This is a genomic window from Streptomyces sp. NPDC028928 (genome assembly GCF_055564915.1).
Window position 1 is genome coordinate 139,603 of the sequence record NZ_JBVHVI010000015.1, and the last position, 26,550, is coordinate 166,152.

Here is a 26,550-nt window from a genome sequence, read left to right on the forward strand (position 1 = left end):
CGCATGCCGCAGATCACCGTCGACTACTCCGACATCGTGGAGGACGCCTTCGACCGCGAGGGCTTCGCCCGGGCGCTGCACGAGGCGACCGTGGAGATCGCGGCGGCGAAGCCGGAGGCCTGCAAGACGCAGTTCCGGCCGAGCGCGTACACCGTGTTCGGGTACGAGGATCCCGGGGCGCGCGGGCACGCCGTCGTGCACGTGACGATCGGGCTCCTCGCCGGCCGCAGCGAGGAGACGAAGGCGAAGCTGACGGAGACGGCCCTGGACCTGCTCCGCAGGCACGTGGCGGACGGGGCGTTCGCCCTGCACGCCTCCGCCGAGGTCCAGGACCTCGATCCGTCGTACCGGAAGTCCGACCGCTAGCGGCCGCTCAGGAACCGAGGGCGATGAGCCGGCCGACCAGCTCCGCGAAGGGGCCGTCGGCCGGCTCTTCCTTCACCATCGTGCGGAGCAGGACGGCCATGTCCTCGTCGTAGGCGGCGCTGACGGCGGCCAGCGCGGCGAAGTCGTGCACCAGCTGGGTCTCCAGCTCGGCGCGCGGGATGCGCCGGCCGTCCAGCCAGATCAGTGCCGTGGACTCGGCGAGCGAGATCCAGGAACGGACCACGAGTTCCAGGCGCGGGGACGCCTCGGTCACGCCCAGGTGCGAAAGGATCTGGTCATAGGCGGCCTGCCGTACGGAGTCGATGAGCGCGTTCGTGGCGGACGAGCCGACGGCCGGCCCGCCGCGCATCAGCGCCGAGAAACCGGGGCCGTGCTCGTCCACGAAGTCGAAGTAGCGGCCCATCACCCGCAGCAGCCGGGCGCCGAGCGGGCCCTCGTGGGGCTCGGCGAACCGGCTCGCGAGATCCTCCGAGGCACGCTGCAACGCGGCCTCGTACAAGCTGAGTTTGCCCGGGAAGTAGTGGTAGACGAGCGGGCGTGAGATGCCCGCCGCCGTGGCTATCTCGTCGATGGAGACCTCGTCGGGCGAGCGTCGGCTGAACAGGTCGAGAGCGACACCGATCAGCTGCTGCCGACGCTCCTCGACGCCCATCCTGCGGCGAACCCCGGAACTCATGCGAACACTTTACCGATCGGATCCGGCCGCCCGTGTTCACATGTCGAGCACCAGACGATCGCTCCGGGACCGCGACACACAGATCAGCATCGAGTCGCCGCGCTCCGCGTCCGTCAGCAGCTCGTCCCGGTGATCGACCTCCCCTTCCAGCACCCGCTGTTGGCAGGTCCCGCAGAACCCCTGCTCGCAGGAGTAGGCGGTGTCCGGCAGCTCCTTGCGTACGGCGTCCAGCACGGTGGAGCCGGCCGGCACGGTCAAGGTCCGCCCGCTGCGGCGCAGTTCCAGCTCGAACCCGGTGTCGCCGCCGGCCGGCGCACCGGGCGCGAACCGTTCGAGACGGACGTCCGGGAAGCGTTCCGCGACGGCCGCCATGAGCCCCTCGGGACCGCAGCAGTAGACGGCGGTCCCCTCGGCCGGCTCCAGCGCGTCGAGGTCGGGCCGGCCCTCCACCACGGTCACCCGGTCGCCACCCAGCTTCTCGACCTCCTCCAGGAACGGCATCGAGGCCCGGTCGCGTCCCGCGTACAGCAACCGCCAGTCGGCACCGTCCGGGAGTGCCCGCAGCATCGGCAGCAGCGGGGTGATCCCGATCCCGCCGGCGACGAAGAGGTACGAGTCCGCCCCGACCAGCGGGAAGCGGTTCCGCGGCCCCCGCACCTCCAGCTCCATGCCCTCCGTCACCTGCTCGTGCACCTCGCGCGAGCCGCCCCGCCCGTCCTCGACCAGCCGGGTCGCGACGGTGTACGCGGAGGTGTCGTCGGGATCGCCGCACAGCGAGTACTGCCGGACCAGCCCCGACGGCAGGACCAGGTCGAGATGCGCGCCGGGCTCCCAGCGCGGCAGGTCCCGGCCCTCGAGCCGGAGCAGGACCACCCCGTCGGCCACCCTCTCGTGCGAGGTGACCAGCAGCCGCAGGGCCCGCGAGCGCGGCCGGCCCGACGTGGGCTCCTCCAGGGCGGGCAGCGGCCACAGCGGCGAGACCTGGATACGGCGGCGCAGGGCACCCCGGGTCAGCAGCAGGGCGCCCGCGACGAGCGCGACGGTACGCAGCCTCGGCATCACGCGGCCCTCCGCTCCGCCGCCGTGGCCGCGGGCGAGGCGGCCAGATAGGCGACGGCCTGCTCGGTGTCGCCCTCCTGCGAGGGGTGGTATCCGCGGCTCAGGTAGCGGGGGACGGACCGGAGCATGTCTCCGGTCGAGGGCAGCAGGCCCTGCCGGCCACGGACGTGGAAGTCCTTCAGTGAGGCCTTGCCGTCGACCAGGGTCGGGTCGTTCTCCATGAAGAACCGCACCCCGCGCTGCCACAGGAACACCAGTGCCGTGAAGGCGGTGGCCCAGGTCCGCACGCGCCGCCGGTAGCTGCCGTCGACGTGCAGGAACAGCTCGAAGGCGACCGAGCGGTGCTCGACCTCCTCCGCGCCGTGCCAGCGCAGCAGGTCCAGCATCGTCGGATCGGCACCGCGCCGGTCCAGCTCCCCGGCGTTGAGCACCCAGTTCCCGAGGAACGCCGTGTAGTGCTCGATGGCCGCGATGAGCGCGACCCGCTCCATCAGCCACCACCTGCGCGGCCGGCCCGGCGGCAGGGTCCGGTCGCCGAGCAGTTTCTCGAAGAACCAGTCGACCTGGGCGGTGTACGGCGTCGGGTCGAGCCCCTGCTCCCGGAGGTGGGGCAGCACCTCGTCGTGGGCCTGGGAGTGCATCGCCTCCTGGCCGATGAACCCGAGGACGTCCTCGCGGAGCCGCTCGTCGCGGATGTACGGCAGCACCTGCTTGTACACGTGCACGAACCAGCGCTCACCGGCGGGCAGCAGCAGGTGCAGCACGTTGATGGTGTGCGTGGTGAAGGGATCCCCCGGCACCCAGTGCAGCGGCGTGCCGTCCCAGGAGAAGGACACCTTGCGTGCCTTGAGCGGCACCCGGGCCTGCGTGTTAGACATGGCGTCAATGTACTGATGGGTAGGGGCGCTGAGAAGCCCCCTGCACCACCTTGTTGACGCTGGTGTCAGCTAGTGCAGCCCGCTGATCTCCCGCCCGTCCGCCAGGGTGCCCTTCAGATCGGCCCGCGCACCCTGCTCCGCCTTCGCCGCCAGCATCGGCCCCTGCCCGGACGCGGTGACCCCGCCCGTGGCCCGGACGGACGCCGTGTCCCTGCTCCCCGCCGCCAGCAGGTACCAGCTCCCCGCCGCCGACTTCCACAGCACCCCGGCCAGCACGTGCGGGTCACGCGGCCCGCAGGCCGGCACGTCCGTCCCCTTGGCGACGACCGCCCCGGCCGCCCCGCCCGGCGTGCGGAACTGCGCCAGCGCGGCCGTGCCGTCGCCGCGCCAGGTCTCCGCGCGGGTGCACACCCACGCGGCGGACCCGCTGCCGTCGGGCAGCGGCTGCTCGGCGAACGCCCAGGCGTTCACGCTCCGGATGCCCGCCGAGCGCCCGGCCGACAGGGAGCAGGCGAACGGCGCCCAGGTACGCAGCCCCTCCGGGCCGGACGCCTCCCCGGCCGAGCCGGGCCGGCCGGCCGTGAGATGGGCCGGGACCAGCTCGCCGAGGTCGGTGGTGAGCTGCGTACCGGAGGCGTCGGTCAGCTGGAGCACGGTCCACGAGGTGCAGCTGCCCGGCCGCAGGGCGGAGCTGGCCAGCGGTGCGGTGACCCCGTCGGACAGGGTGAGCGGCGTCGCGGCCGCGTCCGGCTTCGTCAGGTCCCGCTGGGCCGCCTTCCGCACCCAGGGGGCGGTCAGATAGCGGACGTTGCCGTCGGAGCGGCCCAGCACCAGCGCGCTCGCCCCGGCGCCGGTCGCCCCGTCGACCCGGGCGAAGTCCAGGGCCGCGCCCTGCGTGCCGTTCTTCGGCTCGGCGTAGCGGGCGACGCGCAGGCCGTCGTAGAGGACCACCACGCGGGCGGCGTCGACCTCGCCCGCGTACAGCAGCTGGGGCGGGCCGGCCGGGCCGCCGGTCTGGGTGCCGGGGGTCGCCGAGACGCGGACTGTCTCCCCGGGACGGGCCCAGACCGCGAGGGCGCGGCGCAGCAGCGCCCGGTCGCCGGTGAGGGGGCCGCGCGCGGGCCACACGGAGAAGTCGGTGCGGGCCGAGGTGCGCCAGGCGGTGGCGGGGACCCGGGTCAGCCTGCCGGGGTCGAGGGCGGCCTCGGCTGCCGGGTTCTCGGCGTAGACGGGCGCGGCGGCGCCGTCGGGGCCCCAGCCGCCGCCCGGCAGGGCGACCAGCGCGCCGCACACCGCGAGCGCCGCGGCGGCGGCGAGGGCGGCCTTGGTGTGCTGGCGGCGGCGCATCAGATCGGTGGGCCGGGCCTGCAGCGAGCACGGGTCGAACTCGGGGGAGGAGAGCAGCCCGGGCTGGGCGGGCACACCGTTCGCCGAGGCCAGCGCGCCGCCCGGGTCGGCCACCCCGGCGGCCGCGAGGATCTCGCGGATGTCCGGGTCGGCCAGCTGCTCCAGGCCGCGCAGGACGTAGGCGGCGCGGGCCGGGCCGGACAGGGCGGACAGCCGCTGGTCCAGGGCGAGTTCGTCGGCGCCGCCGGAGCGCGGGAACAGCCTCAGGCCCCACACCTGGGGGAGCAGCGGCGGCAGTGGGACGAGCCGGGGCAGGCCCTTGCGGGGGCGGGCCGCCTCCAGGGCCGCCCGCAGGACCCGCTCGCGCAGGCAGGCGTACCCGGGGTCGTCCTCCCGGCCCGAGGCCTGCGCCGGGAGCACGGTCGGCTGCTTGCGGCCGCGGGGCAGGGCGCGCTGGGCGAGGGCGTGTGCGGTCAGCACCCGGCGGCTGCGGCCGAGGCCCGGCGGCAGTACCAGGTAGGCGAGCCGGACCAGCCGGGGATAGTGCTCCACGAGCGCGGCCTCGGCCTGCTCGACGTCGACCGTGCCGGTGCTGCGGGCGGACTGGGGCGCGTGACGCTGGGATACATCCTGTGACTGCACGTCCGGGAGAACGAGCGAGCCGGTGGTTGGTCACCGGGGGGACCGGAAGCCCGGAGGGGATTTGAGCGCGCCGCGCGCGGGAGCCGTATCCGAAGGAGCTGGGGCATGCTTGGCACACCAGGACCGGAGGAACAGATGAGGTTGACGCGACTGGCGCTCGGCGCAGCGGCCCTGCTCGCGCTGGCGGGGTGCGGTTCGGGCGGGCACACCGACGCGGTGCCGCCCACCGCGACCGGCAGCCTGGAGCGTCTGGCCGCCGAGGTGAAGTGCAAGCCGAACATGCAGACCGACGCCGACGAGATCCGCCAGGCCATCTGCCGCAACTCCGACGGCCGGTTCGTCCTCGCCACCTTCGCCACCGACCGCGGCCAGCGCGAGTGGATCAACGACGCGAAGGACTACGGCGGTCACTACCTGGTCGGCCGCAAGTGGGTCGCCGTCGGCGACGACGGGGTGGTCAAGGCGCTGCGCGGCACGCTCGGCGGCGATCTGGAGGACGGCGTCGACCATCACGCGCACGGCGACGCCCACGGCGGCTGACGCGTTCCGGGGACACGGCGAAGGCCGGTGACGGGAGGGGGATCTCGTCACCGGCCTTCTGTCAGGTGCCCCGGGTGGGGATCAGGCGCAGTTCTGACCGCGGTTGATGCAGTTGGCGATCTTGTTGGCCAGACCGTTCTTCGTCACGCTGATGAAGTCGTCGTGGTCCGTGGCCGCCTTGTGCAGCTGCTCCGGGAAGCCGTCCACCGCGTAGGCGTTCTTCACCTGGCCGTTCTGGATGGTCGGCGGGTTGATGTTGTAGACGAGCCGCATGGTCAGCTGCGGGATCGCCTTGAACCCGTTCGGGCAGACACCGCTCGCCGGGTCGGCGAAGGCGACGTGCGTGCGGTGGTTGGCGCTGTCGATGTTCTGCCCGTCCCAGCAGCTCTGGAAGGCGAACGTCCGCACCACCTTGCTGCCCTGCGGACAGATCGGGTACTGCTGCGTCAGCTGCACCTTGTTCTCGAAGCCGGTGCAGCTCCAGTGCGCGTTGGCGTTCGCCAGACCGTTGGTCGTGGTCTTGGCGTCACCGGTGATGATGCGCAGGAACTGCGGCATCGGGACGACCTTGCTCGCCGGGCTGCCCACGTACTTGATCTGGGCCTGGACCGGGGTCAGGATCCGGCCGACGTTGCCTTCCTTGCCGCCGCCGTCCCGGTTCTGGTCGAAGTCCTGGGTGCCGTCCTGGATGCGGACCACCGGCCAGTAGTACGACGACAGGTCGTTCCCGTTCTGGCAGCTGGTGCCGCCCTGGAGGAACGTGTTGTTGCTGGAGAAGGCGTTGATCTTCTGGTTGCCGACGTAGTCGTGCAGGTGGTGCGCGCCGTTGGTCACGCCGGGCGCCACGATCACGTTGTCGGTGTTGAAGTTCTTGTTGGCGTTCACACCGCAGCGCGTGGTGAACGTACCGGTCGAGGCGTTGCCGGTCTTGCGCGGCTTGCCCTGGACGTTCGGGGCCACCTTGGTGATGTCGACGAAGTCGGCCGCGACCGGGCCGTTGCCGGCCTGCCCGCCGATGTTCCCCTGCTGCCCGTTCTGGCCCTGCTGCTGACCGCCCTGCTGGCCGCCCTGCTGCTGACCGCCGTTCTGCTGCTGGCCGCCCTGCTGCTGGCCGCCGGCGTTCGTCTGGTTGGCGGTCTGCGTCGTACAGGAGGCGAGCTGCTTGAGCGCGTTGTCGAAGGAACCGCCGGCTCGCTGGATGTCGATCCGGATCCGGTCGATCGTCGCCGCCCGCTTCTCCTTGAGGGGGCCGACGATCGCGTTCTGCACGAAGCTCGCGTCCTTCGTCTGGGCGTCCCGGGTGGAGGCGAGCCGGTTGTAGGCCTCGGTGATCTGCTTGTCGAGGTTCGCCAGCTCCGTCGCCACGCCCTGTCGTGCCGCGTTCGGCACGTTCGTCAGCTTCTGGCCGACGTCCGGGCAGGAGATGGTCGCGACCTGCGCCGTCGCGGCCTTGGTCGAGTTGCCTCCCCACGACTGATTGCTCGACTCGTGCGCCGAGGCATAGAAGTTCGCCCAGATCAGCCCGCCCCCACCGAGCGCTAGGGCCGCCGATGCGGCTATGGCCTTGGTGGCCAGCGGCGTACGGCGTTTTCGTGTGTTGCGTCCCATGGAACTCCTCTGACTTCCTTGCGGGGCAGCATCGAGGCGCCCGACAGGAGTGAAGCGGCGTCCCTACATACGGACGCCGTCCCAGAGGTGTTCACCGGTCTCACAAATTCCTCGCAGGAACAGGGGAGTTGACAGGTCAGCGGTCCCGGTCCAGATAGGCGAGGACCGCCAGCACGCGCCGGTTGTCGTCGTCCGACACCTCGAGTCCGAGCTTGGTGAAGATGTTGGAGGTGTGCTTGGCGATCGCCCGTTCCGTCACCACGAGCTGCGCCGCGATGCCCGCGTTGGACCGGCCCTGCGCCATCAGCTCCAGCACCTCCCGCTCGCGCGGGGTGAGACGGCCCAGCGGTGTCCCGCCGGCCGACCGCCGGGACAGCAGCTGCTGGATCACCTGCGGGTCCATCGCCGTACCGCCCGCCGCCACCCGCCGTACGGCGTCGACGAACTGCTCCGCGTCGAACACCCGGTCCTTCAGCAGATAGCCGACCCCACCGGTGCCGTCCGCGAGCAGCTCGCGCGCGTACAGCTGTTCCACGTGCTGGGAGAGGACCAGCACCGGCAGGCCCGGCCGCGCCCGCCGGGCCGCGAGCGCGCACTGCAGACCCTCGTCGGTGTGCGTCGGCGGCAGGCGTACGTCGACCACCGCGACATCGGGCGCCAACTCCTCCAGCGCCCGCGCGAGTTCCGGTCCGGACTCGACCGCCGCCGCGATCTCGAAGCCGTACGCCTGAAGCATCCGCACCAGTCCGTCGCGCAGCAGGAACAGGTCTTCGGCTAGGACAACACGCACGGGATCTCCATGGTCACCATGGTGGGACCGCCGGCGGGGCTGCTGACGGCCAGGACGCCGTCGAATGTACCGAGCCGGCGTTCGACCCCGGCGAGCCCCGAGCCCGCCCCGACCACCGCCCCGCCCCGGCCGTTGTCCGTGACGGTCACCCGCAGCCGGCCGTCGGTGTGGTGCACGTCGATCCACACCCGGTCGGCACCGGAGTGCTTGACCGCGTTGGTGAGCACCTCGTTGACCGCGAAGTAGGCCGCGGACTCGACCGGCGCGTCCGCGCGGCCGGGCAGCTCCACGGTCACCTCCGTAGGCAGGGGCAGCCGGAGCGCCAGCGCCCGTACGGCGTCGCCGAGCCCCCGTTCGGCGAGGACCGGCGGATGGATGCCGCGCACCAGGTCGCGCAGCTCCTCCAGGGCCTCGGCGGAGTTCCGGCGGGCCTGCGCGAGCAGCTTCTTCGCCTGCGCCGGGTCCCGCTCGACCAGCATCTCGATGGTGCCGAGGTCCATGCCCATGGCGACCAGCCGGGCCTGGGCCCCGTCGTGCAGGTCCCGTTCGATGCGGCGCAGCTCGGCGGCGGAGGTGTCGACCGCGTCCCGCCGGGTCTCGGTCAGCACCTGGACCCGCTCGGCGAGCGCGGCGCGGGAGGCGCCGATCACGGCCCGGGTGAGCGTGAAGTGCGCGGTCAGCAGGCGCGGGACGAAGCGCCAGGTACCGGCGATGATGAGGGCGCCCAGCCCGGCCGCGCCGAGGGCCGTCAGCTGGCCGGTGACCGGCACGAAGCCGTACCAGTAGGTGTGGCCCGGCTCGCCGGTGTACGGCCGCCACAGCCCGGCGCCCACCAGGAAGCCCTGGACCGGGTAGAACACCAGCACGGCCGGCAGCAGCGCGGTGACGAAGCCCGCGGTCATGTCCACCGGCAGCCAGAGCACGTCCCGCCGTACCTGCGGGTCCCGGAGCAGCGCGAAGGTGCGCGTCCAGGGGTTGGCGCTCTTCGGGCGCGGCCGGTACACCGCCGGGATCCGGATCCCGCACCACTCGGCCGCGAGCCTCCTGCGGGCGTCCGCCAGCGCCCGTACGCCGGTGAGGATCGCCGGAGTGGTGACGAGGCCGACGCCGAGCGGTATCAGTGCGACGGAGAGGAGGGTCAGGACGAGGAACGCCACACCGCACGGCAGGACGACGATGGCCAGCACCAGCCCCCGCACGGCGGCCAGCAGTGCCTCCCTGGCCCGGGTGCGGAAGGCGGCTCTGTCTTTGTCGGTGGTCATGCGGCCAGTCTTGCCGACGACCGCGGCCGGGTCAGTCGTCCGAGGACCCCTCCTGGAGGGTGGTGCCAGGTACACCCCCGGCCCGCGCCAGCACCTTGGCCTCCACCTCCGGGTCCAGGCCCTTGCGGGTCCGGTCCGGCCGCTGGGGGGCGGTGCCCCCGATCTCCGTCAGCCACCGCCAGGTGTCCGCGACGGTCTCGCCCACCGGCCGGCACAGCAGCCCCGTCGCCACCGCCCGCGACACGTCCGCGCCGTGCACGGCGTCGTGCATCTCGCCGCCCGGCGGCACCCACACCGGCAGCTCGGTCCACGGCTCGATCCCGGCCTCCAGGATCGGCTCCGGGTCGGTCCAGCGCAGCTCCGCGTCCGCGCCGGTGACCCGCAGGCACGCCTGGAGCAGCTCGCCCATGGTGGTGTGGCCGGGCAGGCTCACCAGGTTGTACGGCCCGGACAGGCCCTGCTCCAGCGCGCCGAGCAGCCAGTCGGCGAGGTCGCGTACGTCGACGTACTGCAACGCCAGGTCGCGCGGGCCGGGGGCCAGGACCGGGCCGCCGCGGGCGATCCGGGTCAGCCACCAGGGCAGGCGGCCGACGTTCTCGTACGGGCCGAGGATCAGCCCGGCCCGGACCAGCAGCGAGTCCGCCGCGCCGAAGGCACCGACGGCGGCCAGTTCGCCGCCGCGCTTGTCCGCCGCGTAGTCCGTCGCCCCGGCGTCCGCGGCGCCCTCGACCAGCGGGGCGTCCTCCGCGCTCCCGCGCGGCCAGGGCCAGACGTACACCGACCGGCTGGAGACGTACGCGTACCGTCCGGCCCGGCCGCGCAGCAGCCGGGCCGCCTCGTGCACGGCGCGCGGGGCGGCCGACCAGGTGTCCACCACGGCGTCCCAGCCGTCACCGCGGTCCGCCGCGAGGGCCGCGAGACCGCCGGGCTGGGTGCGGTCGCCGTGCAGCGACCGCACCCCGGCCGGGGCCTCGTGCCGTCCCCGGTGGAAGACGGTCACCTCCCAGCCGCGTCCGAGCGCGGCCTCCACGACGGCCCGCCCCACGAACTCCGTTCCGCCCAGCACAAGAAGTCTCATGCCGCCGATCGTGCCCGGTCCGGGGCCGTGGTGGCGCGGGGCTCTGCCGAGGGCAGAACGGTCAGCGGCCGGCCGGCGGGGTGTACTTGTAGCCGACCCGGCGCACCGTCTGGATCGTCTGCCGGTGCTCCGCGCCCAGCTTGCGGCGCAGCCGGGCGATGTGCACGTCGACGGTACGGCCGTCGCCGACATGGCCGTACCCCCACACCGTGGAGACCAGCTGGTCGCGGGTGTGCACCCGGTGCGGGTGTGCCACCAGGTGCGCGAGCAGCTCGAACTCCAGGTAGGTCAGGTCGAGTTCGCGGCCGTCGACGCTGGCGGTGCGCTGCGCGGTGTCGATCCGCACCAGCGGTTCGGCACCGGCGTCCGCCTCGGTCTCCGGCTGGTCCCAGGCCGCGGCCGGCAGGAACGGCGGCCGCTGGTCGGCCGGGACCAGCACCAGGTAGCCGACCATCGGCGGCCGGCCCGGCAGGGCGGGCAGGGTGTGCTGCGGCGCGGGCAGCCAGGTGGCGCCCGGTGGCAGGAAGTCGGTGACGTCCACCACCTCGTCCCGGTCGACGGCGCGCAGCCGGTGCCGGGTGCCGCTGGGGGAGGGGGTGGTCAGAGAGCGGGTGATCGCCATGAGAGGTCAGCTCTTTCGCGCGAGAGGTCGTCAGTGGACGTACGTCGTTTCGCGCTGGCCGGGGGCCGGGGGTACGGCTTCAGAGGGCCTGCGCGTTCGTCGCGCGGCAACACACCCGGTCGAAGTCGTGATGCTGACGGGAAGGCCAGAAGGGCTCGAGGTCATGGCGACCCGTCGCGGTGATCTGCAGGAAGCCGGCCATGTGCCCATTGAAGCAGAGGCCTGCGGCGGGCAGGAGCCTCCGCCCACTGCTTGGACACTTCCTTGGCGGGAAATCGACGTTTCCGTCTCATTCCTCGGACAACCCGCTGAGGGCGCACGAGATGCGCGAGGGGCGCCCGCCGTGACGGCGGGCGCCCCTCGGTGAAGCTGGGCGGATCAGACCTGGCCGGCCTTCTCCAGGGCGGAGCAGCAGGTGTCCACCAGCAGGCGGGTCACCACGTACGGGTCGACGTTGGCGTTCGGGCGGCGGTCCTCGATGTAGCCCTTGCCGTCCTTCTCGACCTGCCACGGGATGCGGACCGAGGCACCGCGGTCGGAGACGCCGTACGAGAACTTGTCCCAGGGGGCGGTCTCGTGCAGACCCGTCAGACGCTCGTCGATGCCGGCGCCGTAGTTCTTGACGTGGTCCAGCGGCTTGGAGCCCTCACCGAGGGACTCGCAGGCGGTGATGATGGCGTCGTAGCCCTCGCGCATCGCCTTGGTGGAGAAGTTGGTGTGCGCGCCCGCGCCGTTCCAGTCGCCCTTGACCGGCTTCGGGTCCAGGGTCGCGGAGACGCCGAAGTCCTCGGCGGTGCGGTACAGCAGCCAGCGGGCCACCCACAGCTGGTCGGAGACCTCCAGCGGGGCGAGCGGGCCGACCTGGAACTCCCACTGGCCCGGCATGACCTCGGCGTTGATGCCGGAGATGCCGAGACCGGCCTTCAGGCAGTTCTCCAGGTGGGCCTCCACGATCTCCCGGCCGAAGATCTCGTCGGCGCCGACACCGCAGTAGTAGCCGCCCTGCGGGGCCGGGAAGCCGCCCTCGGGGAAGCCCAGCGGGCGGGAGCCGTCGAAGAAGGTGTACTCCTGCTCGATGCCGAAGATCGGCTCCTGCGCGGCGAACCGCTCGGCGACCTCGGCCAGCGCGGCACGCGTGTTGGACCGGTGCGGGGTCATGTCGATGTCGAGGACCTCGCACAGCACCAGGATGTCGTCGCCGCCGCGGATCGGGTCCGGGCAGGTGAAGACCGGCTTGAGCACGCGGTCCGAGGAGTGGCCCTCGGCCTGGTTGGTGGAGGAGCCGTCGAAGCCCCAGATCGGCAGTGCGTCGAGACCGGCCGGGGCCCCCGTGATGATCTTCGTCTTGGAACGCAGCTTGGCCGTCGGCGTGGTGCCGTCGATCCAGATGTACTCAGCCTTGAAGGTCACGGGGCCACATCCTTCGGGGGTGGGTCGGCTCACTCGTCGTCGCGGGTGCTGCGGCGCTGCGGCACCGGTGCGCCGCTCGATCTGCCGCGCAGCCTGTCAACAGGCCGTTTCCCGTCCATTGCTCGTATGTGAACCCCGTGTTACCTGGCGCTTCTGTGCCGTGTCTCACATGGTGAGGTGGGCAGTGCTGCGATATGGGACGGCCGGCGACCGCCACCCCCGTCGCGGTCGCCGGCCCGACCTCACCCCACCTTCTCGATCACAGCCCGGCGGATGAGGAACTTGCCCGGCTCCCGGACCTGTTCGAAGGCCGCGTTGTTGAGCAGGACGCAGCTGCCGGAGACGGACGTCACCTTCACCGTCGTGGACTTGTTGTTGTCCAGGTTGGTGACCTTCAGGGTCGTCCCCGCCGGGAACTGGTTGCTGGACGCCGCCGGGGCGCCGCCCTCGCCGGAGAGGGTCACGGTGGAGCCCTTGCAGACCTGCTCACCGGCGGCCTGCTGCCCGTCGCCCTGCTGATCGGCACCCCCGGCCTGCTGGCCGTTGCCCTGCTGGGCGCCTCCGGCCTGCTGGCCGTTGCCCTGCTGGGCGCCTCCGGCCTGCTGGCCGTTGCCCTGCTGGGCGCCTCCGGCCTGCTGCCCGTCGCCCTGCCCGGCGTTGCCGCCCTGCGCCGCCTGGGAGTCCTGAGCCGACTCCCCAACGGTGCAGCCCGCCGCCTTCTGCTGGACCTTGATCTGTTCGATGACCTTCTCGCGGTTGGCGATCCGGGCCGCCGACTGGGCGTCCGGTTTCGCCTTCTGGTCCGCGATGAACTTCTCGTTGTTGCCGAGGGCCGTGGCCAGCCCCTGGCACGCCGTCGAGTTCCCGGCCGACAGCGTGCTGGCGTCGTGCGGGCTCTGCGCGGCGTTCGAGGTGGACGCCAGCGCGAAGGCCCCGCCGCCCGCCACCGCCGCGGCACTGACGAGCAGCGCGATCTTCTTCTTCGTACCGAGAGTTCTCCTGCGCGACATGCGCGCCTCCTGAAGAGGTAGGGGAGCGTACGCCGCTATGTACGAGATACCGAACGAGGTTACTCAGCGGTTGCGGAAGTCGGTGAAGTAACCTGCGTCACAGGGAAGTTGAGCCGCACTCAGCTCTTGCTGTGAGCGATGGCCTCCCGCACGGCCTCCTCGGTGCGGGCCACCAGCGCCGTGCCGTCGTCCGCGGTGATGATCGGGCGCTGGATGAGCTTGGGGTGCTCGGCGAGCGCGGTGATCCACCGGTCCCGGGCGCCCGCGTCCCGCGGCCACTCCTTGAGCCCCAGCTCCTTGGCGGCCGCCTCCTGGGTGCGGGTGATGTCCCACGGCTCCAGGTTCAGCCGCTCCAGCACGGCCCTGATCTCGTCCTCGCTCGGTACGTCCTCCAGGTAGCGGCGGACGGTGTAGTCGGCCTTCTCGGCGTCCAGCAGGCTGAGCGCGCTACGGCACTTCGAGCAGGCCGGATTGATCCAGATCTCCATGCGGAACACGGTACTCGGCATCGGCCCCTGTTCGAATTCGCGACACCTCGTCAGCCTCACCTCCCTCGCCTGTGACGTCCTGTCAATTCCGGGGCTCACCTGCGGCTTTACCCCCTCTCGCGAACCCCCGATTGTCAGTGCCCGCCGGTAGACTGGAAGCAGTGTTCGAGGGAGTCGCCGGAACCCCGGTGGACTGCCTGACCGCGACAGGAGGATGCCTGTGCCCGCTGCCGCTCTGAAGCCGAAGCCGTTGCCGACCCAGTCCACCGCCAAGCGTTCCGTGCTGTTCGACTCGCCCTACGAGCCCGTGGCGAAGCGACCGCTGCCGGCCGGACGGCCGCGCGCGTGGTACGTCACGCACAACCGGCGCCTGAAGGCCATGCGCCTCGCCATAGCCCTGCTCGACTCCGGGGTGTACCTGCCGGACCAGGCCCGGGACGAGACGATCCGCAGCACGGCCGAGCGGATCGGGATGCGCCCCCCGTCCGACACCACGTGCCACATGGTCCGGGCACTGATGCGCTACTCGCGCTGAACGGCGCCTGACGCGCCGACACCCTGACGCCGGGTGCCCCCAGCCGCTGGGGGCACCCGGCGTCTGTGTCCGTGCGGAAAACGGGATGCACCGGCGGTCACGCCCTCCCTACGCTGAACAAGCGGAGGCGAAATACACACACTCCACTCTTTCCACCCCCAACTCACCCCACGGAGGTCCGTCATGCGTGGCATTCTCGCGACCGGGACCGTCGTCCTGGTGATCCTCGGAATCGGAAACCATCTCTGGTGGCTCGCCGCCGTCGCCCTGCTGTATCTGTACGCCACGCACGGGCGCGGCTCGCCCGGTACGAGCCCGGCCCCGACCCCGCCCACCGGCTCCGGCGCCCTGCCCGACAGCTACCGGGCGTACCGGGAGCGCCGGGACCGGCAGGCCAGGTGGGAGCGCCGCTACCGCCGTGAGCGGCCCGGCGCGAAGTGAAGGGGGGCGTCACCGGCCGTCACAGGCCGGGGGCGCCCCACACCGGGAACCAGCGCCCCAGGTCCGGCTCGATCCGCAGGTCGTCCCCGAGCGTGGCCCTCAGGCGCAGCTCCAGCGCGGTGTCCCGCCGCTCGCCGGCTCCGGGCAGCGGGGCGAACGGATAGAACGTGCCGCGCTTGTAGAGGTACACGAGCGCCAGCTTCCGGCCGCTGTCGTCCCGGAACCCGGCCAGGGAGCACAGCAGTTGTGGGCCGAAGCCGTTGACCTCCAGCGAGGTGTTCACCGCGTGCAGGTCGTTGACCAGGTCGGGCAGCTGGTCGGGGGAGCGCCGGGACACCAGCCAGGAGTAGCCGTAGCCGTCCCGGCGCAGCTCGACCGGCGGGCCTCCCCCGCTCTCGGCTTCGCTCGAGCGGGGGGACCCCCACCGGTCGGTGTCCGCGTCCAGCAGCGCCCGCACCTCGCGGTGCGTCTGCTCGAAGGCCGCGCCCTCGACCGTGGCGAAGCACACCGCTCCGCTGCCGGTCGGCGTGAAACCGGCCGCCGCCTGAAGCGTCACGGCCGCCGACGGCAGCGCGAACAGCTGGTCCAGGTCGGGTGCGACCGGTTTCGTACGGCCCAGCAGGATGTCCAGCAGCCCCACCGGTCAGCCCGCCTTCCGCGAGCCCGCGGTACCCGGGCCGGCGCCGCCCGGGGTGGCGGCCTCGCCCAGTTCCGCCGAGATCCGGCCCAGCTGGGCAAGCCGCTGCTCCAGGCTCGGGTGGGTGGCGAAGAACCGCTCGATGCCTCCCTCCCGGCCGGTCGCCGGGGTGAAGTAGAACGCGTTGAACGCCTGGGCCGTCCGCAGATCCCTGGTCGGGATCCGCGCGATCTCCCCGGAGACCTTGGTGAGGGCCGCCGCCAGCGCCGAGGGCCGGCCGGTCAGCTGCGCCGCGGCGCGGTCGGCCGCCAGCTCCCGGTACCGGGACAGCGCCCGGATCAGCAGGAAGCTGATCGCGTACACGGCCGCCGAGACACCCAGCACGGCGGCGAGGACGGCGGCGGTGTTCTGGTCCCGGCGGCCGCCGCCGAAGACCTGGGAGTAGAACGCGAACCGTACGATCAGGCCCGCGACCACCCCCAGGAAGGACGCGATCGTGATCACGGCGACGTCCTTGTGCCGCACGTGCGACAGCTCGTGCGCCAGCACGCCCTCCAGCTCGGCGGGCTCCAGCCGGCGCAGCAGCCCCGTGGTCACACAGACCACCGCGTGATCGGCGCTGCGCCCGGTCGCGAACGCGTTGGGCATGTCCGTCTCGGAGACGGCCACCACCGGCTTGGGCAGGTCGGCGATGGCGCACAGCCGGTCGACGACGGCGTGCAGGCCGGGATACTCCGCCCGCTCCACGACCCGCCCGCGCATCGCGAACATCGCGATCCGGTCGGAGAACCAGAACTGCGCCACGAACAGCGCGCCGATCAGGACGGCGACCAGCACCCAGGACTTCAGCAGCACGATCAGCGCGGCGACGAAGCCCACGTACAGCAGCCCGAGCAGGAACAGCGTGAGCCCCATGCGTACGGTCAGCCGCCGATCGCTCCGGAAGCGGCTCTGCATCTTGCATCACCCCGCAGTCAGGCACTCGTCCCGCTGTCCAGTGTGCACCTGCCGCTTCCCGTGAAAGGGTCCGGAACGGCCCCGGGCCGGGCAAAGATCGCTGCGTCAGTACGGCGAGCGCATCTGGGCGTAGCCCAGCAGCACGATGACCACGGCCACGCAGCCGAGGACCACGGCCGTCGACACCCAGGAGGAGCGGCGTGGCACCGGGTCCGGGTCGGCACGGAAGGGTGCCGGCTCCGGCGGGTTCTCCTTCCAGCGGGCGGCGAGCATCCGGGCCCGGGCGGAGGGCTCCTTGTGCTCGGCCGAGTTCGCCCACGTGTGATCGAACTCGCGCTCCCAGTCGTCCTGTTCGGGCATCCCCGTTCAACCTCTCTCGTCCGGCAGAGTCCGGGGGCATGATCCCCCGACAATAGGAAGTTTGAGAAGCGCGAAAGGTTGCACAGGGCAGGCCGGCAGGCCGTCCGGTCATCCGGAACGGCGGAAACGGGACCGGTACGCGGTGGGTGTCGTGTCCAGCTTGCGGCGGAACGCCCGGATCAGGGTGTCCGTCGTACCGAATCCGCACGCGGACGCGACCCGGTCGAGGGTGTCGTCCGTGGTCTCCAGCCGGTTCCGGGCCGCCTCGACGCGGGCCGCCTCGATGTAGGCGGCCGGGGTCGTGCCGAGTTCCGTCTTGAAGACGCGGGTCAGCTGGCGTTCGCTGACGTGGGCGTGCCGGGCGAGGTCGGCGATGGTCAGCGGCCCGGCGAGGTGCTCGGCGACGAAGTGGCGCAGCCCGGCCATGCGCGGGGTGGTCGAGACGGGTTCGACGGGGACGCTGAACTGGCTCTGCCCGCCCGGCCGCTTCAGGTACATGACCAGCTGGCGGGCGACCCGCAGGGCGACGGCCTCCCCGAAGTCCTCGGCGACCAGCGCGAGGGACAGATCCAGACAGGCGGTGATACCCGCGCCGGTCCACACCCCGCCGTCACGGATGAAGATCGGCTCGGCGTCGACCTCGACCGAGGGATGGTCGGCGGCGAGCTGCTGCGCGGTCGACCAGTGGGTGGTGGCGCGCCTGCCGTCCAGCAGACCGGCGGCGGCGAGCAGGTGCGCGCCCACGCAGACGGAGGCGATGCGCCGGGTCCGGGCGGCGAGGGTCCGCACCCAGCCGACGACGCCGGGATCGGCGAGCGCGTGCACCCGGCCCTCCTCGTCGACCTCCACCGAGCCCGGCACCAGCAGCGTGTCGACGGCGCGCCCGGACACCTCGGCGAAGGTGACGTCGGGCAGCACCCGCACCCCGGCGGCGGTGGTCACGGGCTCCAGGCTCTCGCCGGCCAGCACCACCTCGTACCCGGTGTCGTCCCCCGTCTCCCGCCGCAGCAGGGCGAACACCTCCGGCGGCCCGGTGACGTCCAGCAGGTCCACGCCCTCGAACAGCATGACGACGACGAGCCGCCGCACCCCACCCACGATCGCTTCCCCCGCCACTCGCCCGATGTCCGGATCTGCAAGTTACCTGACATTGCCGCCACCCGGTCCCGGCTCCTAGCGTGATCGACGTACCCACGACACCCACCCGGAACGAAAGGGCGTGCCATGCCCACGATGACCCTGCGCGCACTGAACGGCTTCGACCAGACCCCGGCCTCGCTCGCCGACTCCACGCTGATCCTGGTCGACTACCAGAACACCTACACGCGGGGCGTCATGGAGCTGGAAGGCTGGGAGGCCGCCCTCGACGCCGCGGCCGAGCTGCTGGCCAGGGCGCGGGCGGCGGGCGCGCGGGTCGTCCACGTCGTCAACGACGGCGGCGAGGGCACCCCGTACGACATCCGCGCCGAGATCGGCCGCATCCACCCCCGCGTGGCCCCGGCCGACGGCGAGCCCGTCGTCGTCAAGACCGCCCCCGACGCCTTCCACGGCACCGACCTCGCCGACCACGTGGACGCCGCCGGCCACAAGGACGTGGTGATCGCCGGCTTCATGACCCACATGTGCGTCCTGTTCACCGCGCAGGGCGCCTTCCTCCGCGGCAACCGCCCCACCGTCGTCTCCGCGGCCTCCGCCACCCGCCCCCTGCACACCCCCAACACCGAGGTGACCGCCTCCCAGCTCCACCACAGCGCCCTCGCCACCATCGAGGACCTCTACGGCGTGGTCGTACCGTCGGCTTCCTCGCTGGGCTGACCGCGACTCCCCGAAGCACCCGGAGGCTCCGCGGTACCGCCGTCCCCGGCACCGCCGTCCAGCTCCTGCCGTACCCGACGCCAGGCCCGGATGATCCGCGGCAGCCTGCCGAGTAGGTCGTCGATCTGCGCGAGCACCAGGGTGGCGCACCCGAATGCGGCGAGGACGGCCAGAGTGATGTCGTCCCATCCCACAGCGGGCCCCGCCTTCACAGGTCGAGCAGGGCGTGGCCGGCCATCCAGTCCAGGGCGGCCACGCCCAGCCGGTCCGGCGCTTCGAGCAGCGCGGCCTCCAGATTCGGTAGATCGCTCAGGGCAGCGGGCGCGTCCGACCTGTCCAACCCTGTGAGCCTGGCCATGGCGGAGGTGACGACCTCGGGCCAGCCCGGCATACCGAAGTGGGTCAAGTCCGTGAGCGCTGCCGAGGCGGCTCGGTGCAGAACTCCCATCCGCCAGCCCTGCTCGCGCATGACCTTCGCCGTGTACCAGACCCGGTTGTCGACGTTCCGCACGAACTCCTCCGTGGGCCCGCCACTGCTCCGCAGGACGAAGTTCGAACCGCCCGCCCAGGGCAGGTCGAGGTCCGAGGCGACAGCCTGGAATGCGAGCAGAGCCTCGGGCCCGTCCTCCCGGGCGGCGAGTAGGGCTCTGCGGGCCCTGCGGAACAGATCGACGCCCTGCGCGAAGACCTCTCCGTCACTCGGTCCTCCGTCGGCTTGGCGGATCTCGTCGAGCGGCCCGTCCCGCCAGGCCACGGAGAGGAGCCCGACCGCCGCCGCGCTGACCAGGACCTCGGTGTCATCCGGGTCGATGCCGGCATGCGTCAGTACGGCGACGAGGTCCTCGCCGTCCAGGGTGGTCGCCGGTCGCTCGGGCGCGACCGAGGCGAGAACGGCTCTGTTGTCCTCCGGGCGCTCGATCGTGAAGCCGTGCTCCTCCAGCTCCTCGAAGATCGCGTCCGGCCCGCGGTCGATGTGGTCGATGTCATGGCGCCCGGAGCAGTTCTCGGGGCATTCAAGCTCGTCGCAGAGCTCCGGCTCCGGCGAAGCGGCCTGATTGATGAGATGGTAGGCGAGCCGGCCGGCGACGGCCTCTCGTGCCGAGGTCATCTCCAGGCCGAGCCGGAAGCCCTCGTCCCGCACGGCGTCGTCATCGGAGGCGAGGGATTCCGGGGGCTCGGGGGTGCGCTCGGTTGCCCAGTCGTACGCCGACTCCAGCGCCACGTGCAGCCAGGCGATCCGTGTCGGGTCCACGGTCCCCTCGTCGGCGAGCCGGGTGACGGCCTCTGCCGCCTCGCGCACCCCGGCGACGGTGGCAAGGTACCGCTCGCGTTTCGCCTCCCACACTGCCGCCGCGTTTCTGACCTGCTCGGCGTCACGGACCAGCCGGGTGTCACGGGACCGGCGCGCCAGCGCCACCAGCCGGGTCAGACAGGGGCGGCACCCGAACAGGCCGGACGTTGGGGTTGGGCCGAGCGGCACGGGCCCCCGGTCCACACCGAAGGGCTTGTTGCACAGACAACAGTCCAGAGCGCCCACCTGACGAGACGTGGGCATGGGGGGCAGGGCGGCCCGGATCGTGGCATGGGCGTAGCCAGGGATGTGCATGCGTGCGCAACTCCTCGGACGAAGGCGCTCCTTCGGCGCCTTGTCCATGCTCACCTCGCCGGTCGGCCGCGAGTCAGGGTTTGACGGTCCAGGCAGTCAACTTGACGAAAGCTGACTCGGCTCTGGCCTGCGGCTTCTACGGTGTTGGCGGAACGTGACACCCCTGCGCAGGGAGGAATTCAGTTGGCCCCATCCGCCGCCTCACCCGAGCCCACCCGTCCGCATCAGGAGTTGGTCGAAGCGCTGCAGGAGCTGCATCGCGCGGCGGGCAAGCCGAGCTTCCGGAAGGTGAGCATGCGCATCCGCGACCGGGACGACCTCCTGTCGGGCGCCAGCCACGAGAGTGTCCGTGCTGCCCTCAAGGGCACACGCGTGTCGCGTTGGGAGACCGTCCACGACATCGTCGTGACCCTTGCCGGGCTGTGCAGCCCGCCCCGGGACGAGGAGTCCGAAACAGCCAGATTCCTGCCGCTCTGGCGCGCCACCGACGAAGGCGAGTCGGGTGCCCTGAAGTCATTCCAGGAGCTCTTCCACGGAGGCTGGGGAGGTGAGGACGGCAAGTGGAACGCTGAGCTGGTCATGGGCGCGCTGCTCAACCCCTTCAACGCCGTTGAGATCCATCCGTCGCTCGCGGTTCCACACGAGCCGATGGTGTCGGAGGACGACTGGGTCCGGCTGATGGTGATGCACATAGAGCAGCAGGGAGCTGAGCACGCGATGCGTCTCCTGCTGCACATGCTCAAGGGCGACTATGTCGGAGCCGAGGAGGGTTCGCCGTTCGGCTACCGGAATCCCGACCGTGAGGCCATGGAGGCGTACGCGGCCTTCCGATACGGCTGCCAGGAGATTCTCCGCCGCCTCGCCCGCGAACCCAATCTCCTCGCGGAGTCGATCCGTGCGATGCGTGCCGACGAGACGATGGACCGGGACGACCGGGCCGAGATGCTGGAGAACGAGGCGGACCTGAGCCTCATGCGTGAGGTGATGATCGTGACTCCGGACACCTGGGAAGAGGTCTCGGAGGAGGCGCATCACATGGTCTTCGGCTACCTGATCAAGCAGATCAGCCCGGTGGCCCCGATGGGCCTCCCTGACGCCGAGCGGTTCCGGATCGTCTGGCGCGTACCGGAGCCCCCGGCGGGATGACGAAACGCAGCGGGGGCCGCCACCCCCGCGGATGGCGGCCCCCAAGGGCGCTCGACGGCGTCGATCACACGTCGAAGGAGTGATGACCTGGCTCGGTCACCTCGGCGGAGGGAAGACACCGTTGCTCTGACCAGCTCAGACGTCGTCGTGGTCCGGCGTCATTGGTACACGGGCACTACCCACCCGTCCCGCATCGACCCCACAACGGGACCGCCCGGCGCACGGTCTTCTCCTCAGTGAGAGTCGCTGCGATCAAGAGGACCGCTAGTTCCACGCGTGTCTTCGTTAGACATGCTGTGGTTTGCGACCGATCGCTCTCGCTGGTTGCTCCATCGGCCCCTGAGGAGGGGCACTGATGCAGCGAGGACAGCAGCGGCTGTACTTACCGGTGCCGCAAGGTACGGGTAGATGCAGACTGCCGGGATTACTCCGAGCGCCAGCATGATGGGCACGTAGATCGTCAATCGGGTACGACAGCCCTGTGTTCGCACGGCCCGACCGCGTAAGGTCATGACAGCACCTTCTTCCGCGCATGCTTGGGGATGGGTGTGACGAGCGGCCTCCCGATGGCGCGGGGGGCCGCTCCCTGCTTGCTGCTAGTTCGATGCGAGTGCGTCCAGTCCTGTCGTCGCCGCATCCTCGGTATGGCCTCGGCGTCAACCATCCGATCACGAGCGTCGCACCCACGACCCGAGCAGGGAAGTGCGCCTTATTGCAGTGGCCAATCCCCGTAGGGTGCGCAGGGCGTCCGCCCCGTTTCCCGAGCAGGTCAGGAGGCAGACAGGGGGTGGTTGGGCCACGGGAGGCCCGGGTTTGGAAAGTTGGCCGAAAAGAGCCGTCCGATCGGTGCATAACAGGTCGCGCCACCCGCCTTACATCGCAGGTTGGAACCAGTGCCGCGTGTCTAGCCGACATCTCGTCATGATCCACTCATTTTGGCCGACAGGCATTCACTGGGCTCCCACTGACCCCAAAGAGTCAGCCTGTCGTGGGCAGTCGCATTGGACGCGCGGCGCAGCTGCCGTCATGCCCGGAGCCTGTGAAGTGCGCCGCTGCCGGACCCCTTAGAGCCGCGCTGCACGGCAAGGCCACTTCGGGTACCGCCCGGCGCGTCGGCATCTTCACACGACCAGCAGGCGGCAAAGCGGCAGCTTTACGCGGGCTCCGTCCACTGTCTGTGACCTGCGAATTCCACGACAGCCAGCGCTGCCGGGGGACGCCTGGGGAAACTGAGTCGATGGGTGGGCGACCGCGGCTTTACAAGTGCGACTTCATTCCGGCGTGGTCGCAGTACACCGCGCGCACGAGAGCCCTAAGTGGCTACCAGTTGTCGCCGCTGTTCGTGGGCGTTGATGTCAACGTTGGATGTCAGCGACAGAGGTCCCGGACGGGGCAGACTCCAACGGATGGCCCGGCCTGTCGGCCCAGCCCCACCGGACATGCTGACCAGCACCCGCCCGAGCGTCGGCAAGCCCGCCGGCCGTCGTCCTCCCGCCCGGAGAGGACGAAGCCGCAGGACTGCATGGGCTGACCGCACTCAGGACATGCAGGGTTTGGCCGGTCATGCGAACACCGTAGCGGAGTGACCGCTGCGTCCCGAAGCAACTCGGAGGGTCCTGACCGTGGGCCGGTGTCCCTCTCACATACTGCGACGGTCTGAAGACGCATGGGAGCTATAACGACCATCTAGCCGATAGTTCGGAATGAAGGTCCTGCCGCAGTCGTGCCAGACAAAGGGGGTAGTTACAGTCAACAGCGGGGATGAGCGGGCGCATCCGTGCCCGTTACCCCAACCGATGAAGCCGCAGGTCACCGGCAAAACACACCCGCCTCTGCCCCAAAATCGGGTGTCGCCGGTTCGATCAGCCGAGGTAGGGCCGCTCACGGTGCTCCAAGAAGTGGCGGATGCGGAGGCGCTGCGTGTGGTGCATCGGCAGCTGATCGATCTCCTCCGGCTGGACGAACCGCAGCTCCGTGGACTCGTCCGAGATCGCGAGCCGGCCCCCGACCACACGGGCGGTGAAGCAGACGTTGAACTGCCTGCGCACCTCACCGTCCGAGTAGGCGATGATGTGGCGAGGGTCGGTGTACGTGCCCACGAGACCGGTGATCTCTACGTCCAAACCGGTTTCTTCCTTCACCTCGCGGACGGCCGTTCCTGGGAGTGAGTCGGTCATCTCCATACCGCCACCAGGTAGCGCCCACAGATCGTTATCCCTGCGGCGCTGAAGGAGTACGCGCCCTTCGTCGTCGGTGACCACGGCGGACGCGGCGACCACCAGGCTGTTCGGCTCCGGTGCCGCTGGGTCGTCGTAGTACTCGGTCCGTGCCATGGTCACCCTTCTCGAACCGGCGTAGCGGTTTCCCAGACCGCGTCGAAGCTGCTGGCGTAGGTGTCGAACATGCCGCCCTTTCCGCGGCGCCGGAGATGCCACACGGGAGCACCGTAGGCGTTCACGCCCCAGACATGGGCATTGACCAGTGCCTGGTCATCCGCACGATAGATCGAGTTGTAGAGCGTGGTGGCATGGGTCCGCACCTCGATGCCAGGTACCCCGGCAAGGGGGCGGTAGTGCATGAGGGCGAGTCGACAGCGGGACTCGATACCGTGGCCGAACCTCTCCTCCTCGCCGCGTTGTTGGACATTCACACTGTCCGGGTTGCCGATCGCGATACGGACCGCACACCCGTCGTCCGCTCGCTCTCGCAACAAGTGGTTGAGCCGCGGGTACGCCTCGTGCAGGAAGACGGCGGCGTACACCAGCACGTCGATCTGCTCGCGGGCCTGGGTCAGCATGTCCACGAAGGTGGACACGGGGATGTCCGCCCGCTGGTCGTAGAGGGCCACAAGTTCCGGACTGACAGCGCGGGCAGGACGTGCCTGCCGTAGCACGGGCCATAGAGCGTGCACGTCTTCTCCTAGTGTTTCCGCTGCCAGCATGGCCGTGGCTCGGCGCGGCGTACGACCCAGGTTGACCCATCTTTCAACGGACTTGGGGTCGACTTCGACCCTGTCCGCAAGGGCGGCGTACGTCCATCCGCCGGCCGCCATGGCAGCACGTAACCTCTCGTTCGGCATCCCAATCTCTCCTAACACCCGGGGACGGCACTAGGGACGTTCTACCTGACGCGGGACGTCCCGAAGTGGGGTTTGTCGGAGGTTCCGACGTCCTGATGAGCGGCAGGATGCTCGTCCGCATGGCGAGCAACCAGCAGACCAGACCAGGCATCGGTGAACTGGTGAAGGACACTGCCAGTGGACGGCCTGTGATGCGCGCCGTCGGCCGGTATGCCGGGGTCCTGTTCATCATCATGATCAGCGGATCGTGTGGCCTGGTGATCGGCATGGCTCTTAGTACCAGCCAGTAGACCGGCCACCCCGAACGGGTGCCACCTTCCCTGGCTCCCCCTTCCCCGTTCGGGGTCGGCCTTCCATCCCCCGGTCGCCATAGGCCGTGCCTCGGCGACCGATGCGGGCGCAAGTGCCAGAGCAACAGCGACACTCAAGGAGTATTCGCATGACGGCAACGGCCAACGACCAGAAGACCGGTCGCGCGGTGGCTGGTGAGGAACTGTTCGACAGCCTCACCCACTTCGTGATCGTCCACAACGGGCAGTCCCGCGAACGGGCCGAGCGGATCGCGGACCAGGCGGTGGCCTTCGTGGTCACCGCCGCGACCGTGACCGTCCCCATGGTCCCGTCCGACGACGTGGACCTCGGTCTGCACGCACTCATCCTGCACACGAAGGAGTACGCCGCGCTCTGCGACCGGTACGCGGACCGCTTCCTCCACCACAACCCCATGCCGGGCGGAGGGCCCCGTGACCCGAAGAAGGTCGCCGCGTCCGCACACGCGATGAAGGCGGCCGGGTTCATGGTCTTCGACGACCTCTGGACCGTGGACGGCACGAACCTCGCGCAGTGCGACGCGGACTGCGGCCGTCCGTACGGTCAGGCGTAGCGACACGACACCAGCGACGCGGCCGGCCTCGATGCGGGGTCGGCCGCGCGGCCCGGAAGGAGAACAGACGTTGTCCGGGACACCCCCTGAACTTCCGATCGTCGTGCTCGACGCACTGATGCCCAGGGCTCAGCGCCTGGTCGTCAATCGTCGGGGCTCGATGGTCTGGGAGGTCGACAGCCATCGGGGGCAGTACGCCGTGAAGGTTGGTTACCCGATTGAGGCCACGGCCGACTGGCCCGCCCAGCCCTGGACGGCACTCGCCCCCGCACGCGAAGGGACCGTGCTGTACCGACTCGGCCTCGATGACTTCGCGTACGGCGAATGGGAGCTGGGCACCTGGAACTTCCAGCCGTGGCACGAAGGGCCTGACCTGTACGAGCTGTGGAAGCCCTGTCGTGAGCCGGACTCTCGTACGGAACCTCATACCAGCGCGGCCCTCGGCTGCGTAGAGGCGCTGGCCGAGCTACATGGCAAGGGCTGGGCCCACGGCGACGTGCAGCCCGCACACTTCATCATCGGCCCGGATCGCACGCACCTCATCGACCTGGCCTTGGCGCGCGGCGGACACGTCCCCGAGGGGTACGACTTCCCGTTCCGCGGCTGCCTCGTCCACTACGAGGCGCCGGAGATCGCGCGCAGCGTGCTTGCGACCGGAGAGGCGGAGCCTACGCAGGAAGCCGACGTCTACGCGCTCGGCGCGTCCCTGCTCATTTCCGCCACGGGCTGGCGGGCCGTCGAGTACCCGGACGAAGCACCGCGTCCCGAGCAGAGACAAGCCGTCGCGAGTGGCAGGCGCCGGCCTGTGAAGGTGCATGGCGAGCTGGGCGAACTGATCGACGCCATGCTCAGCCCGGCGCCCGAGGACAGGCCCACGATCTACGAGGTCGGCAAAGCCCTGAGCTGAGCCGTAGACCCACAAGCAGAAGACCGGACCACCCCTCCGCCTGCACAGCATTCGGGGTGGCCCGGTCGCGGACTTTGGGCTCGCCGTGGACGAGGGGGGAGTGGTCCACGTCGTTCGGCAGGTCAAGCTGGTCGGCTCACACATGGTCTTCGCCCCACCCGAGAGGGCAAAGCTGCGTGACGTCCCGCTTCCCGATGTCGTGTCTCCCGTGGAAGACGCCCGACGGACCACCAGTAACGACGACGCTGCTTTTCTACCGAGTACCTCGGGCACTCGGACCCCGGCTTCACGCTGGGTACCTACACGCACCTGCTGCCGAATAGCCAGGATCGAGCCCGCAAAGCCATCGACCAGGCGTTCCGAGTGCGCCAGGACGACGCGGCCTGA

The 26,550-nt window shown here is 70.8% G+C and carries 30 protein-coding genes and 1 pseudogene; 10 read left to right on the forward strand and 21 right to left on the reverse strand.

Translation table 11 applies throughout. From position 1 onward, the window contains the following. Positions 1-3 precede the first annotated feature (3 nt). Positions 4-366: a 5-carboxymethyl-2-hydroxymuconate Delta-isomerase gene (locus ACZ4U1_RS32055; protein ID WP_467907668.1), complete on the forward strand. Its 363-nt coding sequence runs from the start codon at positions 4-6 to the stop codon at positions 364-366. 7 nt (positions 367-373) lie between these two features. On the opposite strand, the gene ACZ4U1_RS32060 is transcribed toward ACZ4U1_RS32055, so the two are convergent. The 4 genes from ACZ4U1_RS32060 to ACZ4U1_RS32075 form a co-directional block, all read right to left on the reverse strand. Continuing rightward, positions 374-1,039: a TetR/AcrR family transcriptional regulator gene (locus ACZ4U1_RS32060; RefSeq protein WP_467907770.1), complete on the reverse strand. Its 666-nt coding sequence runs from the start codon at positions 1,037-1,039 to the stop codon at positions 374-376. 60 nt (positions 1,040-1,099) lie between these two features. Continuing rightward, complete coding sequence (locus tag ACZ4U1_RS32065) at positions 1,100-2,122, reverse strand: PDR/VanB family oxidoreductase (RefSeq protein WP_467907669.1); 1,023 nt, start codon at positions 2,120-2,122, stop codon at positions 1,100-1,102. Continuing rightward, positions 2,122-3,000, reverse strand: a complete 879-nt coding sequence (locus ACZ4U1_RS32070; protein WP_467907670.1) for a metal-dependent hydrolase — start codon at positions 2,998-3,000, stop codon at positions 2,122-2,124. Before ACZ4U1_RS32070 ends, ACZ4U1_RS32065 begins: the two co-directional genes overlap by 1 nt. 69 nt (positions 3,001-3,069) lie before the next feature. Continuing rightward, positions 3,070-4,989 (reverse strand): hypothetical protein, encoded by a 1,920-nt coding sequence (locus ACZ4U1_RS32075; protein ID WP_467907671.1) that lies wholly within the window; start codon positions 4,987-4,989, stop codon positions 3,070-3,072. Positions 4,990-5,124: 135 nt separating this feature from the next. Here ACZ4U1_RS32075 and ACZ4U1_RS32080 point away from each other — a divergent pair, with 135 nt between their 5' ends. Further along, positions 5,125-5,529 (forward strand): hypothetical protein, encoded by a 405-nt coding sequence (locus tag ACZ4U1_RS32080; protein ID WP_467907672.1) that lies wholly within the window; start codon positions 5,125-5,127, stop codon positions 5,527-5,529. 81 nt (positions 5,530-5,610) lie between these two features. Here ACZ4U1_RS32080 and ACZ4U1_RS32085 read toward each other — a convergent pair whose 3' ends face one another. The 9 genes from ACZ4U1_RS32085 to ACZ4U1_RS32125 all read right to left on the reverse strand — a co-directional run bounded on the left by ACZ4U1_RS32085 (position 5,611) and on the right by ACZ4U1_RS32125 (position 13,797). After that, a complete protein-coding gene (locus tag ACZ4U1_RS32085; RefSeq protein WP_467907673.1) occupies positions 5,611-7,137 on the reverse strand; it encodes a DUF1996 domain-containing protein in 1,527 nt (508 codons plus the stop codon). A gap of 136 nt (positions 7,138-7,273) precedes the next feature. Continuing rightward, entirely contained in the window at positions 7,274-7,927 is a 654-nt protein-coding gene (locus tag ACZ4U1_RS32090; RefSeq protein ID WP_467907674.1) for a LuxR C-terminal-related transcriptional regulator, read from the reverse strand. Next, positions 7,912-9,189: a sensor histidine kinase gene (locus ACZ4U1_RS32095; protein WP_467907675.1), complete on the reverse strand. Its 1,278-nt coding sequence runs from the start codon at positions 9,187-9,189 to the stop codon at positions 7,912-7,914. The genes ACZ4U1_RS32090 and ACZ4U1_RS32095 overlap by 16 nt, the downstream gene beginning before the upstream one ends. 31 nt (positions 9,190-9,220) lie before the next feature. After that, positions 9,221-10,267 (reverse strand): NAD-dependent epimerase/dehydratase family protein, encoded by a 1,047-nt coding sequence (locus ACZ4U1_RS32100; protein WP_467907676.1) that lies wholly within the window; start codon positions 10,265-10,267, stop codon positions 9,221-9,223. 61 nt (positions 10,268-10,328) lie between these two features. Next, positions 10,329-10,889, reverse strand: a complete 561-nt coding sequence (locus tag ACZ4U1_RS32105; RefSeq protein ID WP_467907677.1) for a winged helix-turn-helix domain-containing protein — start codon at positions 10,887-10,889, stop codon at positions 10,329-10,331. Positions 10,890-10,968: 79 nt separating this feature from the next. Then, on the reverse strand, positions 10,969-11,091 hold the full coding sequence (locus ACZ4U1_RS32110) for a hypothetical protein (protein WP_467907678.1): 123 nt from the start codon (positions 11,089-11,091) through the stop codon (positions 10,969-10,971). Positions 11,092-11,267: 176 nt separating this feature from the next. Continuing rightward, positions 11,268-12,299 (reverse strand): glutamine synthetase, encoded by a 1,032-nt coding sequence (gene glnII / locus ACZ4U1_RS32115; RefSeq protein ID WP_467907679.1) that lies wholly within the window; start codon positions 12,297-12,299, stop codon positions 11,268-11,270. Positions 12,300-12,541: 242 nt separating this feature from the next. After that, positions 12,542-13,309, reverse strand: coding sequence for a hypothetical protein (locus tag ACZ4U1_RS32120; protein ID WP_467907680.1), 768 nt, complete (start codon positions 13,307-13,309; stop codon positions 12,542-12,544). A gap of 119 nt (positions 13,310-13,428) precedes the next feature. After that, a complete protein-coding gene (locus tag ACZ4U1_RS32125) occupies positions 13,429-13,797 on the reverse strand; it encodes an ArsC/Spx/MgsR family protein (protein ID WP_467907681.1) in 369 nt (122 codons plus the stop codon). Between the two features lie 220 nt (positions 13,798-14,017). Here ACZ4U1_RS32125 and ACZ4U1_RS32130 point away from each other — a divergent pair, with 220 nt between their 5' ends. Further along, complete coding sequence (locus tag ACZ4U1_RS32130) at positions 14,018-14,332, forward strand: hypothetical protein (RefSeq protein ID WP_467907682.1); 315 nt, start codon at positions 14,018-14,020, stop codon at positions 14,330-14,332. 183 nt (positions 14,333-14,515) lie between these two features. Further along, the gene (locus ACZ4U1_RS32135) at positions 14,516-14,773 is read left to right on the forward strand and encodes a hypothetical protein (RefSeq protein WP_467907683.1); all 258 of its coding nucleotides are present in this window, start codon (positions 14,516-14,518) and stop codon (positions 14,771-14,773) included. Between the two features lie 19 nt (positions 14,774-14,792). On the opposite strand, the gene pspAB is transcribed toward ACZ4U1_RS32135, so the two are convergent. The 4 genes from pspAB to ACZ4U1_RS32155 all read right to left on the reverse strand — a co-directional run bounded on the left by pspAB (position 14,793) and on the right by ACZ4U1_RS32155 (position 17,795). Continuing rightward, on the reverse strand, positions 14,793-15,413 hold the full coding sequence (gene pspAB, locus ACZ4U1_RS32140; protein ID WP_467907684.1) for a PspA-associated protein PspAB: 621 nt from the start codon (positions 15,411-15,413) through the stop codon (positions 14,793-14,795). A gap of 3 nt (positions 15,414-15,416) precedes the next feature. Then, positions 15,417-16,367 carry a zinc metalloprotease HtpX gene (gene htpX / locus ACZ4U1_RS32145; protein ID WP_467907685.1) on the reverse strand — a complete coding sequence of 317 codons (951 nt, stop codon included), beginning with the start codon at positions 16,365-16,367 and terminating at the stop codon, positions 15,417-15,419. 105 nt (positions 16,368-16,472) lie between these two features. Continuing rightward, a complete protein-coding gene (locus ACZ4U1_RS32150) occupies positions 16,473-16,727 on the reverse strand; it encodes an SCO2583/SCO2584 N-terminal domain-containing protein (RefSeq protein WP_059248949.1) in 255 nt (84 codons plus the stop codon). A gap of 108 nt (positions 16,728-16,835) precedes the next feature. Further along, positions 16,836-17,795 carry a GlxA family transcriptional regulator gene (locus tag ACZ4U1_RS32155; protein ID WP_467907771.1) on the reverse strand — a complete coding sequence of 320 codons (960 nt, stop codon included), beginning with the start codon at positions 17,793-17,795 and terminating at the stop codon, positions 16,836-16,838. A gap of 156 nt (positions 17,796-17,951) precedes the next feature. Between ACZ4U1_RS32155 and ACZ4U1_RS32160 the strand changes: the two genes are divergently transcribed. Then, positions 17,952-18,542: an isochorismatase family protein gene (locus ACZ4U1_RS32160; RefSeq protein WP_467907686.1), complete on the forward strand. Its 591-nt coding sequence runs from the start codon at positions 17,952-17,954 to the stop codon at positions 18,540-18,542. On the opposite strand, the gene ACZ4U1_RS32165 is transcribed toward ACZ4U1_RS32160, so the two are convergent. Both ACZ4U1_RS32165 and ACZ4U1_RS32170 read right to left on the reverse strand, forming a co-directional pair. Continuing rightward, positions 18,503-18,736, reverse strand: a complete 234-nt coding sequence (locus tag ACZ4U1_RS32165) for a hypothetical protein (RefSeq protein WP_467907687.1) — start codon at positions 18,734-18,736, stop codon at positions 18,503-18,505. The two genes, ACZ4U1_RS32160 and ACZ4U1_RS32165, sit on opposite strands and share 40 nt — an antisense overlap. A gap of 14 nt (positions 18,737-18,750) precedes the next feature. Further along, positions 18,751-20,148, reverse strand: a complete 1,398-nt coding sequence (locus ACZ4U1_RS32170) for a hypothetical protein (protein ID WP_467907688.1) — start codon at positions 20,146-20,148, stop codon at positions 18,751-18,753. 183 nt (positions 20,149-20,331) lie between these two features. Here ACZ4U1_RS32170 and ACZ4U1_RS32175 point away from each other — a divergent pair, with 183 nt between their 5' ends. After that, complete coding sequence (locus ACZ4U1_RS32175) at positions 20,332-21,294, forward strand: hypothetical protein (RefSeq protein WP_467907689.1); 963 nt, start codon at positions 20,332-20,334, stop codon at positions 21,292-21,294. A gap of 1,862 nt (positions 21,295-23,156) precedes the next feature. On the opposite strand, the gene ACZ4U1_RS32180 is transcribed toward ACZ4U1_RS32175, so the two are convergent. Both ACZ4U1_RS32180 and ACZ4U1_RS32185 read right to left on the reverse strand, forming a co-directional pair. Beyond that, the gene (locus ACZ4U1_RS32180; protein ID WP_086696542.1) at positions 23,157-23,627 is read right to left on the reverse strand and encodes an NUDIX domain-containing protein; all 471 of its coding nucleotides are present in this window, start codon (positions 23,625-23,627) and stop codon (positions 23,157-23,159) included. Between the two features lie 2 nt (positions 23,628-23,629). After that, complete coding sequence (locus ACZ4U1_RS32185; RefSeq protein ID WP_467907690.1) at positions 23,630-24,373, reverse strand: XRE family transcriptional regulator; 744 nt, start codon at positions 24,371-24,373, stop codon at positions 23,630-23,632. A 119-nt stretch (positions 24,374-24,492) separates the two neighbouring features. Between ACZ4U1_RS32185 and ACZ4U1_RS32190 the strand changes: the two genes are divergently transcribed. The 4 genes and pseudogenes from ACZ4U1_RS32190 to ACZ4U1_RS32205 form a co-directional block, all read left to right on the forward strand. Beyond that, entirely contained in the window at positions 24,493-24,663 is a 171-nt protein-coding gene (locus tag ACZ4U1_RS32190) for a hypothetical protein (RefSeq protein ID WP_467907780.1), read from the forward strand. 149 nt (positions 24,664-24,812) lie between these two features. Continuing rightward, a complete protein-coding gene (locus ACZ4U1_RS32195; protein ID WP_467907691.1) occupies positions 24,813-25,256 on the forward strand; it encodes a glycine-rich domain-containing protein in 444 nt (147 codons plus the stop codon). A gap of 70 nt (positions 25,257-25,326) precedes the next feature. Then, positions 25,327-26,163 (forward strand): protein kinase domain-containing protein, encoded by an 837-nt coding sequence (locus tag ACZ4U1_RS32200; protein ID WP_467907692.1) that lies wholly within the window; start codon positions 25,327-25,329, stop codon positions 26,161-26,163. 49 nt (positions 26,164-26,212) lie between these two features. Further along, positions 26,213-26,550, forward strand: a pseudogene (locus ACZ4U1_RS32205) (hypothetical protein); the annotation flags it as partial.